This window comes from Steroidobacter flavus (assembly GCF_042651805.1).
Classification (GTDB): Bacteria; Pseudomonadota; Gammaproteobacteria; order Steroidobacterales; family Steroidobacteraceae; genus Steroidobacter; species Steroidobacter flavus.
In genome coordinates this window covers 684,133-698,109 of record NZ_JBHSDU010000014.1, presented here as the reverse complement: position 1 = coordinate 698,109, position 13,977 = coordinate 684,133, and the positions used below count along the sequence as shown (strand labels likewise).

Sequence of the window (13,977 nt, the reverse complement as noted above, 5' to 3'; positions counted from 1 at the left end):
GGCATCGATAAAGGTGTTTGAGCATGGGGCAATCGTTCGTCTGCATGATCGTTGCGGCCTGGGCCGCATTCGCGTCCGCTCCGGCCTCGGCGTCGGCTCTGCCGATGACGGATGGCAAGTACGACGTCGGCGTGGTCCGGTCCGAGTTCGTCGACTTGTCGCGACGACTCGATGCCGCCGATCCGGCCAGCGGGCCGAGACGATTGCCGGCGATTGTTTGGTATCCGGCGAAGGGGCGCGCTGTCGGTGGCGCCGCGTACATGGAAGGCGATGCGGCTACCATCACCCTGCCGGCCATCGCTCGGAATTTCAAATATGCCGTCGAAGACCTGCACGCGTTGACCGTCACGCGAATGAATGTGCGACCGGGCGCGACGCCGGCGCGGCAGTCACAGGGATTTCCGGTCGTGGTGTTCAGCCACGGTTTCTTTTTGTATCCAGAGCAGAACAGCGTGCTCGCCTCGCGCCTCGCGAGTCATGGTTACATCGTGGTGTCGATTGCACATCCAGGGGACGTCGCGGACGTGCGTCTGGAGGATGGCAGTGTCGCCGCGACCAAGCTCGCGGGCTTGGGAGACGATCCGAGATTTGCCGACGCGTTGAAAGCGTTGTCGGGAGGGAAGGATCTCACAACAGTCCGCGACGCGTTGCCGGTCTACGCGGAGTCGTTTCCTGCGACCCGGCTGGGCCGTTCCTTCGCCGAATGGCGCGACGATACGCTGGCGGTTGCCAAGGCCATCGTCGACAAGAAAGAGCCTCAGAAATTGCGCGGCGTGTTGACCGCCGCCGACCGAAGTCGCCTTGCTTTCGCCGGCATGTCATTCGGCGGCGCGACTTCGGGCACGACCTGCAAGCTGGTCGATGCCTGTCGTGCGGCGGTCAATCTCGACGGTCAGAATTTCGATCCGGATTTGTTCGATCGGCCGGTCGGGCGACCTTTCCTGCTGCTGTTGAGCGACTGGGCGCGCTACAGCTTGTTCGATGGCCAGCCTCGCGACGCGGACTTCAGCCCGAACGATCTCGCGTACGAGTCCTGGAATAAAACGGGCCAGGATCGCGATGTATTGCGCGTTCGTCTGGAGGGCATCCGTCACATGGGGTTCACCGATCTCGTGGCGTTGCTGGAGGGACCGAAGCGAGTAGAGCGCGTGGGCGACATCGCTGGCGATGAGGCGCTGTCTGCGATCGGCGATGTTGTCCTGGCTTTCCTGGATGCGCACGTACGCGATGGCAAAGTTGAGAATATCGACCGCGCGATCGAGCGCCATCCCGCCCTCGAGCGCCACGAGCCGACGCGTTTGCAGCGATGGGTGGGCGAGTCCCATCAACACTGAACGATCGCGCCACGCATGAAACATCTCGGTTCACGAATGGTCAGCCTGGTGGCTGCGGGGTTGCTGCTGGCGAGCGTCCAGAGCATCGGCCAGAATGTTTCTTACCCGGCGTCGACGCAGGGCGGCTTCTACACGCACAACTATTACTTTGGTCCGGCACCGAGCTCGACGCCCTGGGCCCCGGCCTGGTCGCCCGATGGGTCGAAGATCGCCGTGGCGATGAGCGGTTCCATCTGGATCGTCGATCCAAACTCGGGTGCCGCGCGTGAGCTCACTTACTCTCGCAAATATCATTCGATGCCGGCGTGGTCGCCCGATGGACGCTGGATCGCGTACGTCGCCGACGATGGCGGCCAGACGATTCAGCTGGAGATCGTCGAGGTCCAAACGGGTAAGCGTTGGGCGCTGACCTCAGACAATCAGGTCTACATGGACCCCGCGTTCTCACCCGATGGCACTCGCCTCGCCTATGTCTCGACCAAGCCGAAGGGCGCATTCAACGTGTACATCCGCGCGTTGAAGGATGGGCGGTTTGCGGGCGAAGAGATCGCCGTCACGCGCGACAACGACTTCGGCCGGGACCGGCTCTACTTCGGGCCGATGGACCTGCACATCACGCCTGCCTGGATGCCTGACGGGAAAGAGCTGCTGCTCGTTTCCAATCGCAACGTGCCGCTGGGATCAGGCAACGTGCTGCGAGTTCCGGCGGTGGCGAACGGCATCGAACGGGCGACCACTGTGCTTGCGGAGCAATCGCTGTTCCGCGCGAGGCCGGACGTTTCTATCGACGGCAAGCGATTCGTCTATTCGTCGACGCGCGGCGCCGCCGATCAGTTCAACAATCTGTATGTGCAGCCGACCTCGGGTGGCGAACCATACAAGCTGACATTCTTCCGGCACGACGCCTTCCATCCGCGCTGGTCGCCCGATGGCGAGTGGATTGCCTTCATCTCGAACGAAGAAGGTCTGCCGCAGCTGCAGTTGCTGGAGACTTACGGCGGCACGCTCAAGAAGATCCACATCGGCGAGCGTCGATGGCTGCGGCCGATGTCGGTCGTGTCAGTTAAAACGATTGACGCAACGACCGGTCGACCGACCGCTTCGCGCATTCATCTCACCGCGTCGGATGGAAAGATGTACGCGCCGGAAGATGCGTACGCTCGCGTCACGGGTGAGGGTGATCGCGTCTTTCATCAGACCGGCACGTTTCGAGTCCAGGTTCCCGTGGGGCCCGTGACCCTCGAGGCCGTCAAAGGTTTCGAATACACGCCAGTGAAGACAACTGTGCTGGCCCGCGCCGGCAAGGTCGCGGAGATCGAACTGAAGCTGCAGCCGCTGACCGATCTGTCGGCGCGCGGCTGGTACAACGGCTCGACGCACGTTCACATGAACTACGCCGGCAATCTGCACAACACGCCCGCGAACCTGATGATGATGTCGGCCGCCGAAGATCAGGACATGGTCAACGAGCAGGTCGCGAACAAGGACAATCGTATTCTCGATTACGACCTGTTCATTCCCGGTGGCAAGCCGCACCCGATCTCGACGCCGGAGCGGCTGCTGATCGTGGGCCAGGAATATCGGCCGGCGTTCTACGGGCACGTCTTCATGTTCCAGCTGCGCGATCATTTGATCAGTCCGTTCACGACGGGCTACGAAGGAACTGCCATCGAGAGCTTGTATCCGAGCAACACGGACATGCTGCGCAAGGCGAAGGCGCAGGGTGCGACCGTTGGATACGTGCACGCGTTCGGTAGCAAAGATCCGCTGGCCGGCACGCTCGGCGGCGGCAAAGGTTATATCGTCGATGCCGCGCTCGGCACGACCGATGCGCTCGAATGGTCTTACCCCGGCTTGGGCAGTTTCTTTCCGTGGTATGCGACGCTCAACAATGGATTGCGCGTGACAGCGGTCGGTGGCGAGGACTCGATCAGCAGTATGCAAATTTCCAAGGTGGTGGGCTCGGCGCGGACGTATGTGCACACGGGCGATCGCGGGCTCGATGCCGACGCCTGGTTCGAAGGTTTGCGCAAGGGCCATGCGTTTGTAACGACCGGGCCGCTGGTCGAGCTCACGGTCAACGGGCAAATCCCCGGCAACGAGATCAAGCTGCCGGCGGCCGGTGGCGAGGTCAGCGTCGAGGCCCGCGTGCAGTCGATCACGCCACTCGAGAGCGTGGCGCTCGTGTCGAACGGCGAAGTCATCGAAAAGATTCCGCTGTCGGCGGATCGCAAGAGCGCGCAGTTGAGTAAGAAGCTCAAGGTCGCACGCAGCGGCTGGTATCACCTGCGCGCGGAAGGAAATCCCAAAGAGCGCTACCCACTCGACGCCGAATTCGCCCAGGCTTTCACCAATCCCGTGTGGGTGACGGTCGGCGATCAGCCCGTGCGCAACGCGGCCGCCGCGGACTACTGTCTGAAGTGGATCGACAAGCTGCAACAGATGGCGGAGGCGTGGCCGGGCTGGCGCTCGCAGCGTGAGAAGGATCACGTCTATGCGCAGTTCGACGAGGCACGCGCGGTGTATCGAAAGTTTCGTGATGAGGCGACGGCTGGAGGGGTGGAGCGATGAGAAGGTTTTGGTTGGGCTGCCTGATGTTTGCTCCTGTCGTCGGGTGGACGGATGCGCCTGCAATTCGGGATTGCGCCGAGTGTCCCGAGATGGTCGTCGTGCCCGCCGGCAAGTTTCAGATGGGCTCGTCCGAGCGCGAGCAAGGTCGTCTCACTGACGAAGGCCCGTGGCACACCGTCACGTTCGCCAAGCCGTTCGCGATTGGCAAATACGAAGTCACATTCGACGAATGGGATGCTTGTGTGAAAGCCAAAGCATGTGAAGCCGTTGGAGATGAAGGGTGGGGTCGCGGCCGTCGCCCGGTGCTCAATGTCAACTTCGAGATGGCGCAGGGCTATGCCAAGTGGCTGACGAAGAAGACCGGCAAACAGTATCGCGTGCCGAGCGAGGCCGAGTGGGAATACGCAGCGCGCGGCGGCTCGACGACGCCGTGGTTCTGGGGCGAGGACTCGAAGCGCGCTTGTGACTTCGCCAACGTGGGCGATGAGTCAGTGAAGCAGGAGCACCCGGATTGGCCACGGCACGATTGCAACGATGGCTATGCGAAAACATCGCCGGTGGGCAGCTTTAAACCGAACGGATATGGCTTGTACGACACCGTCGGCAATGTTTGGGAGTGGGTGGAAGATTGTTACAACCCGTCGTACGAAGGCGCGCCTGCGGACGGTCGCGCCTGGGTGACGGGCGACTGTGCCCGGCGTATCGATCGGGGCGGCGGCTGGTACAACAAGCCGGAAGCGGTGCGCTCGGCGCAGCGCTACGGCGGCGACGATTCGGCCCGACGGAATAACACGCTGGGATTCCGCGTCGTCCGAGCGATGCCATAAGGAACGCGGCTCTCCGGCTCCGGAAACTCTCGACGGTACCGAGAGACTGCAGCGCTCAGGCGCCGGTCGCTTTCACCGGCCACTCGACCATGAACCGGGCGCCGCCGAGTGGTGAGCCGTCGACGCGGGCGGCGCCGCCGTGCCATTCGATGGCGCGCTTGACGATGGCCAGCCCGAGGCCGAAGCCGGTGTGCGAAGTGTTCCGCCCGTCAAGTTGCACGAACGAGCCGAAGACGCGCTCGCGGTCCGCCGCGGGAATGCCGGGACCGTCATCCTCGACATGGAGCTGATAGCTGTCGGCTGCAACTCGAAAGCTCACATGAACTCGTTGCTTCGCGTAGCGAGTGGCGTTGTACAGCAGATTGCGTAATACCGTTTCGATGAGATGGGCGTCGCACAGCACGCAGTGGGTGTCGTCGGCGACGTCGTAGCTCAACACCAGATCGTCGCGAACGCCGCGCTTGACGGACTCGGTCACTGCCGGGACGACCAGCGTGAAATCGTGCTGGCCGATGTTCAACGCGACCTCCGCTCGCTCGAGCACCGCATATTCCAGAGTCGCGGTGACGAATGCATTCAGCTCGGCAATATCGGTGTTCAAGTGATCGAGATGTTGCATGAGGGCTTCGCGTGTCTCGGCGGAGCGGGCCAGCTCGATTTCGAAGCGCATGCGCGCGAGCGGTGTTTTGATCTCGTGCGACATCGCATTCGCCATGTCCTTGTGCGAGCCGATCAGTCCGTCGATCCGGCGCGCCATGCGGCCGAACGCGGCGGCGAGCGAAGCGACCGGCGAGCGTGGCGAGATCCCGGCGTCGAAACTCCAGTTGCGATCCCCGAAGCGCAGCGTCGAGTGCTCGAGCGCCCGCAGGTCGCGCCGGAGCGGCCACAGCCACAGCATGATGACGAGCGCGATGGCGGCATAGAAAATGATGACCAGCAGCCATTCCAGCGGCGTCCGCTGCGATGTTTCATCCACGAATCGAAACGCGAGCAGGCGATCGCTGTTGGCGAGTCGCTGTAAGGCCCAGACGCGATCATCCGCGTCGGTCCACAGGGCGGGCTCGTCTTGTTCCGGCCCTGCTGCCTCGATGCCGGCCAATTCTCCGGGCTCCATCAGCTCCAGATCCAGCCCCGTGCTGCGGGCGAGCTCCGCGACCGCCGCGGGCCAGCGATCCTGCGGCATCGATGTGAGCTGTCGTTCGACGAGGGTCAGCACCGCGGTTTGCGACGGATAGCTGTCCGGCCGCGCGGCATCCGCATATAGATGCCACAACCGGTCCTGGCCCCAACTGACGATGGCAAACGTTGCGACGATGCCAAAGTAAAGCTGCAGAAAGTGGCGGGCCACGCTCAGCCCTCGGACGCGAACAGGTAGCCGTGTCCCCAAACCGTTCGGATTCTTTCCGGCGCGCCGGCATCGCTCAGCTTCTTGCGTAGATGCGAGACACGCACATCGAGCGTGCGGTCGAGCCCGTCGTAGTCACGCTTGTAGAGCTGTTGATACAACGTCTCGCGCGACTGAATCTCACCTGCGCGACACGCCAGATAGAACAACAGATCGAACTCGTTGCTGGAGAGCGTGACTTCGTCCGGCCCGACGAACACCGAGCGGGACAGAGGATTGATGGAAACGTTGCCGAACTTCAGCAGGCGCGGCTCGGGCTGTTGATTGCCCTTGCTACGACGTAACAGCGCGTGAATGCGTGCCACCAGCACCCGAGGCTCGACCGGCTTGGCGACGTAATCGTCGGCGCCGAGCTCCAGGCCGACGACATGATCGATATCGTTGTTGCGCGCGGTGAGAATCAGAATGGGCAGCGTCGACAGGCTCCGCACTTCCTTGCAGACGGAAAAGCCGTCGCGACCCGGCAAGCCCAGGTCGAGAATGATCAGATCGGGCTTGTCCTGCTGAAGGTGCCCGACCACCAGCTCGCCGCGATGCTCCACGATCACGCGAAAGCCATTGCCCTGCAGATACGTGCGCACCAGTTCCGACAGCCGCGGGTCATCTTCGACGAGCAGGATGACGGGCGGGGAGGGTTCGGCGCTCAATAGAAAATGCTCCACGGTTGCCGGCGCTTGCGTCGAAACTGCAGCGCCTTGCGAATGACGGCGATCGCTTGCGAAGCCAGCACGCGATCGAGCTCGGTGTCGCGCAGCTGGACCACGAGATCCTCGCTGAAAGACACTTCCACGCTGTAGGTCCCTTCGGAGTGCTGCTCCCAGCAGCGCTTGATGTGAGGTTGATTGACGATCACGAGGCACAGCGATTCGTTCTTGGGCGAGCGCCACTGCGCACGGACAGTGGTGTCACAAGTCGCGTCGGTGTCGGCGATCGTGCAGACACGCGGGCGCAGCCGGAGCTCGATCGGCGGCTGCCCGGCCTCAGGCGCGGCATCTGCCGGGGCTGCGATGAGCAGGCCATACAGCAGCGTCGCGCTAAAAAACTTTGAAGTTGAAACCCACAAACGCAGTCACCACGGATGGATCGGACACGATCGGACTGTCGGCAATCTCATTGCTGAGATATTCATAATGAACGAAAGCATTGAGCGTCCAGCGCTCGGACAGCACGCGTGAGTAAGCGACTTTGACGAAGGGATTGAGCGCCGCACTCGGTCGATAGAAGCCTTCGACGCCATAGTAGTAGCGCACTGTTGCCGCGCTCTTCCAGGTAAAGCCGGCGTTCGCGACCAGGGAGTTTTCAGTCTGGATCAGCGGCGTGGAGATCGCGCCACGGACCTCGTAGCCATCGTGCCGCCCCGTCACTTCATACAAGGCGCTGAGCTGTCCTGCGAACCGGCCATAGGAGAACAGCCACTCGGGACCGGCGAGATAAGTCGTGCGGCGACGGTGAGTGACAAATTCCTGAATGCCGCGATCATCTCCGAAGTCGATACTGTTTCCGCCGCCTGTGCCTGGCGCCGACGCCAGGCTGTTGACCAGCAGGTTCTGCGGATCGCTACGACTGAAAAATACCCGGTCGTAGCCCGGGGCGGCCACCACGTTGAAGGTGTGCACGTCGCCGTCGTGCAAGGTAAAGCCCGGTTCCAGGTTGTCGATGAAGAAGCGCTTGCCGTAATAACTGAACTGAGGAATGACGTAGAGCGGAATGTCGGAACGACCGGCGACGGGGTTGGTCCGCACGCCCACGCCGAGACCGACGCTCAAATCCCACTCGCCGACGATCACGCAATCGGGTGAAACAGCCTTGCATTTCCCTTGCGCGCCGGCACTCAGCGGCAGGCAGGCCGCGAGGAGCATAAGCAGGGCGAGTGTGCGCAGTTTCGTAGGCATTGGCGTGTTCTGCGTGCGTGCGGTCGGGCCGCGCTGGAGAAGCATTGTCCCCAGTGCACACGCGGTCAGCTGTGAAGCTTTAGTGGCGATTTGTTACGCAAATGTACGTTGTGTTCCTGCTCTGTTAACACAGCGTGCCATCTGTACGCGCCACTGACAACCTTTACAAATCCGCGACGGATTCGCCAGCCCCCGCTTTCTAGTATGCCGGGGCCGACGACCCACCGATCCGGAGAACAGTGGATGAGCTCATCCGCGAAAAACACCGCGCTGCTGCTGGCCTCCGACGAGCAGTCGCTGGACACCGACTACTCCGATCGGCGGCTGGCGCTATCGACCGAGGGAGGCTTGCAATATGCGACGAAGGGCGAGCAGGTATTGGGAGCCTTGCGCAACGGCATTCGGATGTCGCTGGGCGGCGCGCCTGAGATCGCTCTCATCGATGGACTCGCGGGATTCCGTGGCGGGTATTCCAGCGCCGCCGTACACGTGGCAGGCGTGGATGAGGCGGATCTCGTCAAATACGACGGCGAGCACATTTATGCCCTCGTTGCCCGGCCGCAGCCTGGTGGGCTGATCCGCAATGTCCTGAAGGTCGCCAGCACGAATCTGGAGAACGCCGGGATTCAAGTCACGTCCGAGTTCGCGCTGGAGGGGGAGCGCAGCTCGCTGCCGCTGCTGTATCAAGTGCGAGCTCCCGGCGGTAACACGGAATATGTCGTGGCGGTCAGCCAGAGCTATCAGGATTGGTTGCAATCGCCCGATCGCACGGTCCTGCAATTGCTCGACGTGCGCGATCCTTGCAATGTTTCGCAAGCCTGGAAGATCGAGCTCGACGGTTGGCTACGGGCCAGTCGCAAGATGGGCGACATGTTGTACCTCGTCAGCAGCTATCGACCGCGGCTGTCGGGATTGAAGTTGCCGGCGGACGCTCTGGCCACCAGAGAAGCGAATGAAAGGCGCATCCTCGGAGCGTCCGCGGCGGATCTGCTGCCTTGTTACAGCGTCGACGGCGGAGTCAGGGTGCCGCTCGTTACGACACGTGACTGTGTGTTGCCCGCCAATCTGTCGTCGCGGGATGCGTACGCCGATCTGGTGGTCATCACTGCTATCGACCTGAACGCGCGGCGGGTGACCGACGTCAACTACCTCAGCACCAACGTCAACGGCGTTTACGTTTCGCTCGACAGTTTGTATGTGGGCGGCGAGGGCTACGCCGCGGACGGCACAGTCACGACCGTGCTACACAAGTTCGGACTCAACCGGGGCGATATCACCTATCGCGCGAGCGGCACAGTCAGCGGCAGGATGAATTGGCTGAATACTTCCTGCTTCATGGATGAGTTCCGTGGCGATTTGCGTATCGTCACGAGCCGTTCCGATGTGTATAGCCTGTCGGTGCTGCGCGAAACGCCGGATCGACGGCTCGCGTTGATGGCTCGGCTGCCGATCGGCAAGCCAGGTGAGGAGGTCCACGCCGTGCGTTTCTTTGGCGAGCGCGCATACGTCGTGACCGCCAACGTTTCCGACCCGCTCCATGCCATCGACTTGAGCCGGCCGGTGGATCCGTTCATTGCGGGCGACTTGGACATTCCCGGTCTATCGACTTATCTGCACTCCATGATCGGGCCGACGGGCGCTCAATTGTTGCTGTCTGCGCGGAAGGTTCGCACCGGGATCAAGGTCGAGCTCTTCGATGTAACTGACCTCGCTCAGCCACGATCGCTCGGCGCGCAAGTGTTTGGGCAGTCGGGCGAAGTAACCCACCAGCCGCTGTTGCCGACCGAACCAACAAATCGTTATCGGATTGCGCTGCCGATCGATCTGTTCGACAGCGGGTCCAGAGGCGGCATTCATCTATTGGAAATCGATGACCTGACCGCCGCCACACCGCGCCTGACCCTGGCGAGCACGTTCGTCGGGAACGGCGACAGGTTCATCGGCACCCTCTGGGATCGACTCTAGAACCGCCCCGGTTCTTTGTACCCGCGCCCAGTGTCATCGGGCGCCGTGGTTTTTGCCGACATCGTCGAGTTCGTCACGATTGCCTGGCAGGGCACGTTGCCCTCCCGAAAAGAAACATTTGGAAATATCGGCACACAGGAGTGTTGACGATGTTTACATGTGGCGATGCCGCGCGTTGTGCCGCTTCGTTCTAATCTCTTGAGCACGCTGCGGTGATTGCAGATGGGCTCGCTTAGTGCATAAGGGGATCTGCTAACGAGCCTGGCCCCAACAAATAAAAAAACAGGGAGCGTGATGAACGGTCTGCTATCGGCCGAGCAACTCAGACTTCAAGAAGCCGCGTTTGAATTCGCGCAGCGCATGCCCGTGGATATGGTGGAGCGGGATCGCAGCGCGACGTTCGATCGCAGCGGCTGGCAGCGTTGCGCGGAGTTCGGCGTGCTCGGCATGCCGATTCCACAAGAGCACGGGGGGCTGGGGCTGGGCCTTTCTGATCTACTGGCGGTGATGGAAGGACTGGGTCGTGGCCTGCGAGACCAGGGGTTGCTGTTTTCTCTGAATGCCCACCTGTGGACCAACTCGATTCCCATCCTGCGGTACGGCGATGAATCGCAACAGCGCCGGTTTCTCAAGTCACTGTGCGACGGGTCGTTGATCGGTGCGAATGCGGCGTCGGAGCCGGATGCGGGATCGGACATCTTCAGCATGCGTACGCGAGCGCGGCGGGAAGGCGACTACTACATTCTGAACGGCACCAAGACGTTTGTTACCAACGCACCGGTCGCCGATCTCTTCGTTGCATACGCCACCGTCAACCCCGCGCTCGGCGCCACCGGCATCACGGCTTTCATCGTCGAGCGAGACACGCCGGGACTGATCGTCGATCGCACGCTCGACAAGATGGGATTGCGGACTTCGCCGATGGCTCAAGTGGTGTTCGATGGCTGTCGCGTTCCGGTCGGGCAACGGCTCGGGCGTGAGGGCAGGGGCGTGCCGATCTTCGAATGCTCGATGGAATGGGAGCGCGGCTGCATCCTGGCCAGTTGCCTCGGGGTCATGCGGCGGCAACTGGACGAATGCATTGCGTACGCCAGGACGCGCAAGCAGTTCGGCAAGCCTATCGGCAAATATCAGTCGGTCGCGAACCGGATCGTGGATATGAACGTGCGCCTCGAGACCTGCCGTCCGCTGGTGTATCGGATCGGCGCGCTCAAAGATGCCAATCAGGATGCCACGGTCGAAGCCGCGCTGGCGAAGCTCCATGTCTCGGAGTGCTTCGTCAAATCCTGTCTGGATGCCGTGCAAGTGTTCGGCGGCTACGGCTACATGACGGAAATGCAGATCGAGCGCGACCTGCGCGATTCGGTGGGCAGCACGCTGTACTCAGGGACGTCGGAAATTCAGCGGAACATCATCGCTCGGGGACTGGGGCTATGAGAACGGAAGCAGCGGTCGCGGTGCTACCTGGCGGCGTGAGTGCTTACTTGCGTCATTGGCCCATCATCGCTCAACTGGCGCTGATAGTTCTCATCGCGCACGTCTATCAACTCGAAGGCGCGCCCTTCAGGAACGTTCTTTGGCTGACGAGCGCTGGATTTCTGATCAGCATTGCGCTGCCAGTTCAGTACCGACTGCCGTTGTTCACTTGTGTGTCGCTCGCGGCGATCTTTGTCGTCTTCGGCCTGGCCGATGGCGCGTGGCTGATCGCGCTTGGGCTCACGCTCATCGGTATTTGTCATCTGCCGATCGCGTTACGACTGAGGATCGCTTTGCTCATCCTGGTCGGGGCGGGGCTGGCGGCGCTGCGCATGGGCACGATCGGCTCTCCCTGGACCGCGGCGATCTGGCCGATCCTGGGCTCGATGTTCATGTTCCGCTTGATCCTGTACGCGCGAGCGATGAAGAACGATCAGGGCGAGCGGACCTGGTGGTCCTCCCTGGCTTATTTCTTCATGCTGCCGAATGTCGCCTTTCCGCTCTACCCCGTCGTCGATTACCAGGCCTTCCGGCGCACGCACTTCGATACTGACGAGACCGCGATCTACGAGCAGGGAATTCTGTGGATCGCCCGCGGCCTGGTGCACCTCGTCCTGTACCGGTTCGTTTATCACAATTTGCTCACCGACCCGGCGGACGTGACGCGTCTATCGGATCTCGTGCAGCTCATGCTCGGGACCTTTCTGCTCTATCTCAAGGTGTCGGGTCAGTTTCATCTGATCGTGGGCTTGTTGCATCTGTTCGGCTTTCGCTTGCCCGAGACGCACAAGCTTTATTATCTGGCGCACGGCTTCACCGAGCTATGGCGCAGAATCAATATCTATTGGACGGACTTCATGATGAAGACTGTCTTCTATCCCCTGTATTTCCGGGTGAAGCGTTTCGGTCCGGCCATGGCCGTGGGCATCTCGACCGCAGCGGTCTTCGTGACCACCTGGTTGCTGCATTCCTATCAATGGTTCTGGTTACGCGGCGGATTTCCGCTGACGTTGCCCGATGCATTGTTCTGGGGAGTCCTCGGCGCTCTCGTCGTGCGCGGCGCACTGAAGGAACTGCGCGCGACGAAAGCTTTGAAGCGCCGCGCGGCCGGATGGGATTTCAAGATGGGAGTGCGGGCTGCTACGACGTTCTTTCTGTTCTGTCTGCTGTGGTCGTTGTGGAGCACCGAATCCGTCGGCCAATGGATCTGGATGCTGGCCAGTGCCGGCGAGGTCGACGTCAAGGGCATTGCGCTGCTGCTGGGGATATTCGGCGTCATCCTGATCCTCGGTGGCTTCGATTGGGAGGCCAGCAAGCGAACTTCCAGCTCGCGATGGCGACAGCCCTGGGTGCGAAGCATGGCGTCGCTGATGTTTCTGTTGTTGATCTCCTTGCCCGCGATTCGCGATCTAGGGCCGCAGCCCTGGGGCAACGCGATGGCATCGCTGCGTAACACCGGCTTGAACGTGCAGGATGCCGCGAAACATCACCGGGGTTACTACGAGCAACTGGACGTACGCGGACAGATCAATGCCGCGCTGGCTGCTGCTGACGATCCGTCGGAATGGCTCGCGCCGGCGGAGGCGGGGATCATTCGCAATCGTGAGGATCGCATCGAACGCGATCTTTATCCGTCGCTCGATCTGGTGTGGAACGGTAAACCGTTTACTACGAATACGTTCGGGATGCGGGACCGGGAGTATTCGCTGCAGAAGCCTGCGGGCACTTATCGAATTGCACTTCTCGGCCCCTCTCACGTCATGGGCAACGGCGTCGCCGACGGCGAGACGTTCGAGCATCTGATCGAGCAGCGCCTCAACAAAGAGCGGGCCGGTGCGACTCAGCGCAACTTCGAGATTTTGAATTTCGCTGTGGACGGCTTCACGTTGCCGCAGCAGCTGGCGCTGCTGGAGGACCGGGTGCTGCAGTTCGCTCCCGACATGGTGATCGTCAATCACTATCACCGGGGGCGCATGATGACAGAGCGCTACCTCGGGAAAATCACTTGGAAAGGAATACCGGTCTCCGACGATCTTCGCGCCATCCTGGCTCGCGCGGGAATCGATCGAGTCGACCGCGGATCGGTGCCGGTTCCCACGGAGTTGGGTCGCGCTCTGGCGCGCAACGCGGGGCTGAATCCGCGGATGCCACAAGGCGAGTTTGAGGCTCGTGTACGGCGCGTTTCCAATGACGTCAACGATTGGGCATTGGAGCGGATTGCGACGGTGGTGCGCGACAACGGTGCGTTGCCCGCGGTGTTGGCGCTCAACGCCGTCATCGACGATGCGCCCGCTGAGATTCCAAACATCGAAGCCATCCGCCGCGCGGAGTATCTGGTCTTCGATTTATTCGACGTCTTTCCAGCGCAGGATCGGGCCGCATTGAGAGTGGCGCCGTGGGACGATCATCCGAACGCGATGGGACATCAGTTGATCGCCGATGCGCTTTACGCTCAGCTGATCCGCGCGCTGCCGCCAGCGAATCTGCAAAGTAATACTCAGAAGTAG

10 protein-coding genes are annotated in these 13,977 nt (G+C 61.7%); 6 read left to right on the top strand and 4 right to left on the bottom strand.

Annotation, left to right across the window (positions count from 1 at the left end):
* The first annotated feature begins 23 nt into the window (after window positions 1–23).
* The 3 genes from ACFPN2_RS25690 to ACFPN2_RS25680 are packed head-to-tail and all read left to right on the top strand — an operon-like array spanning window position 24 to window position 4,732.
* Entirely contained in the window at window positions 24–1,334 is a 1,311-nt protein-coding gene (locus ACFPN2_RS25690) for an alpha/beta hydrolase (RefSeq protein ID WP_380601945.1), read from the top strand.
* A gap of 15 nt (window positions 1,335–1,349) precedes the next feature.
* Window positions 1,350–3,905: a CehA/McbA family metallohydrolase gene (locus ACFPN2_RS25685; protein WP_380601943.1), complete on the top strand. Its 2,556-nt coding sequence runs from the start codon at window positions 1,350–1,352 to the stop codon at window positions 3,903–3,905.
* Complete coding sequence (locus ACFPN2_RS25680; protein ID WP_380601941.1) at window positions 3,902–4,732, top strand: formylglycine-generating enzyme family protein; 831 nt, start codon at window positions 3,902–3,904, stop codon at window positions 4,730–4,732. The genes ACFPN2_RS25685 and ACFPN2_RS25680 overlap by 4 nt, the downstream gene beginning before the upstream one ends.
* Before the next feature lie 55 nt (window positions 4,733–4,787).
* Here ACFPN2_RS25680 and ACFPN2_RS25675 read toward each other — a convergent pair whose 3' ends face one another.
* Genes ACFPN2_RS25675 through ACFPN2_RS25660 form a run of 4 tightly spaced genes read right to left on the bottom strand, consistent with a single transcriptional unit; the run spans window position 4,788 to window position 8,029 of the window.
* Complete coding sequence (locus tag ACFPN2_RS25675) at window positions 4,788–6,080, bottom strand: ATP-binding protein (RefSeq protein WP_380601939.1); 1,293 nt, start codon at window positions 6,078–6,080, stop codon at window positions 4,788–4,790.
* Window positions 6,081–6,082: 2 nt separating this feature from the next.
* Window positions 6,083–6,784: a response regulator transcription factor gene (locus ACFPN2_RS25670; RefSeq protein WP_380601937.1), complete on the bottom strand. Its 702-nt coding sequence runs from the start codon at window positions 6,782–6,784 to the stop codon at window positions 6,083–6,085.
* Window positions 6,781–7,200: a DUF3019 domain-containing protein gene (locus ACFPN2_RS25665; protein ID WP_380601935.1), complete on the bottom strand. Its 420-nt coding sequence runs from the start codon at window positions 7,198–7,200 to the stop codon at window positions 6,781–6,783. Before ACFPN2_RS25665 ends, ACFPN2_RS25670 begins: the two co-directional genes overlap by 4 nt.
* On the bottom strand, window positions 7,172–8,029 hold the full coding sequence (locus tag ACFPN2_RS25660; RefSeq protein ID WP_380601933.1) for a MipA/OmpV family protein: 858 nt from the start codon (window positions 8,027–8,029) through the stop codon (window positions 7,172–7,174). The genes ACFPN2_RS25665 and ACFPN2_RS25660 overlap by 29 nt, the downstream gene beginning before the upstream one ends.
* Window positions 8,030–8,272: 243 nt before the next feature.
* On the opposite strand from ACFPN2_RS25660, the gene ACFPN2_RS25655 reads away from it, so the two are divergent.
* From ACFPN2_RS25655 to ACFPN2_RS25645, 3 genes are all read left to right on the top strand, one after another.
* On the top strand, window positions 8,273–9,994 hold the full coding sequence (locus ACFPN2_RS25655; protein ID WP_380601931.1) for a beta-propeller domain-containing protein: 1,722 nt from the start codon (window positions 8,273–8,275) through the stop codon (window positions 9,992–9,994).
* A gap of 294 nt (window positions 9,995–10,288) precedes the next feature.
* On the top strand, window positions 10,289–11,431 hold the full coding sequence (locus ACFPN2_RS25650; protein ID WP_380601929.1) for an acyl-CoA dehydrogenase family protein: 1,143 nt from the start codon (window positions 10,289–10,291) through the stop codon (window positions 11,429–11,431).
* On the top strand, window positions 11,428–13,977 hold the full coding sequence (locus tag ACFPN2_RS25645) for an SGNH/GDSL hydrolase family protein (RefSeq protein WP_380601927.1): 2,550 nt from the start codon (window positions 11,428–11,430) through the stop codon (window positions 13,975–13,977). The genes ACFPN2_RS25650 and ACFPN2_RS25645 overlap by 4 nt, the downstream gene beginning before the upstream one ends.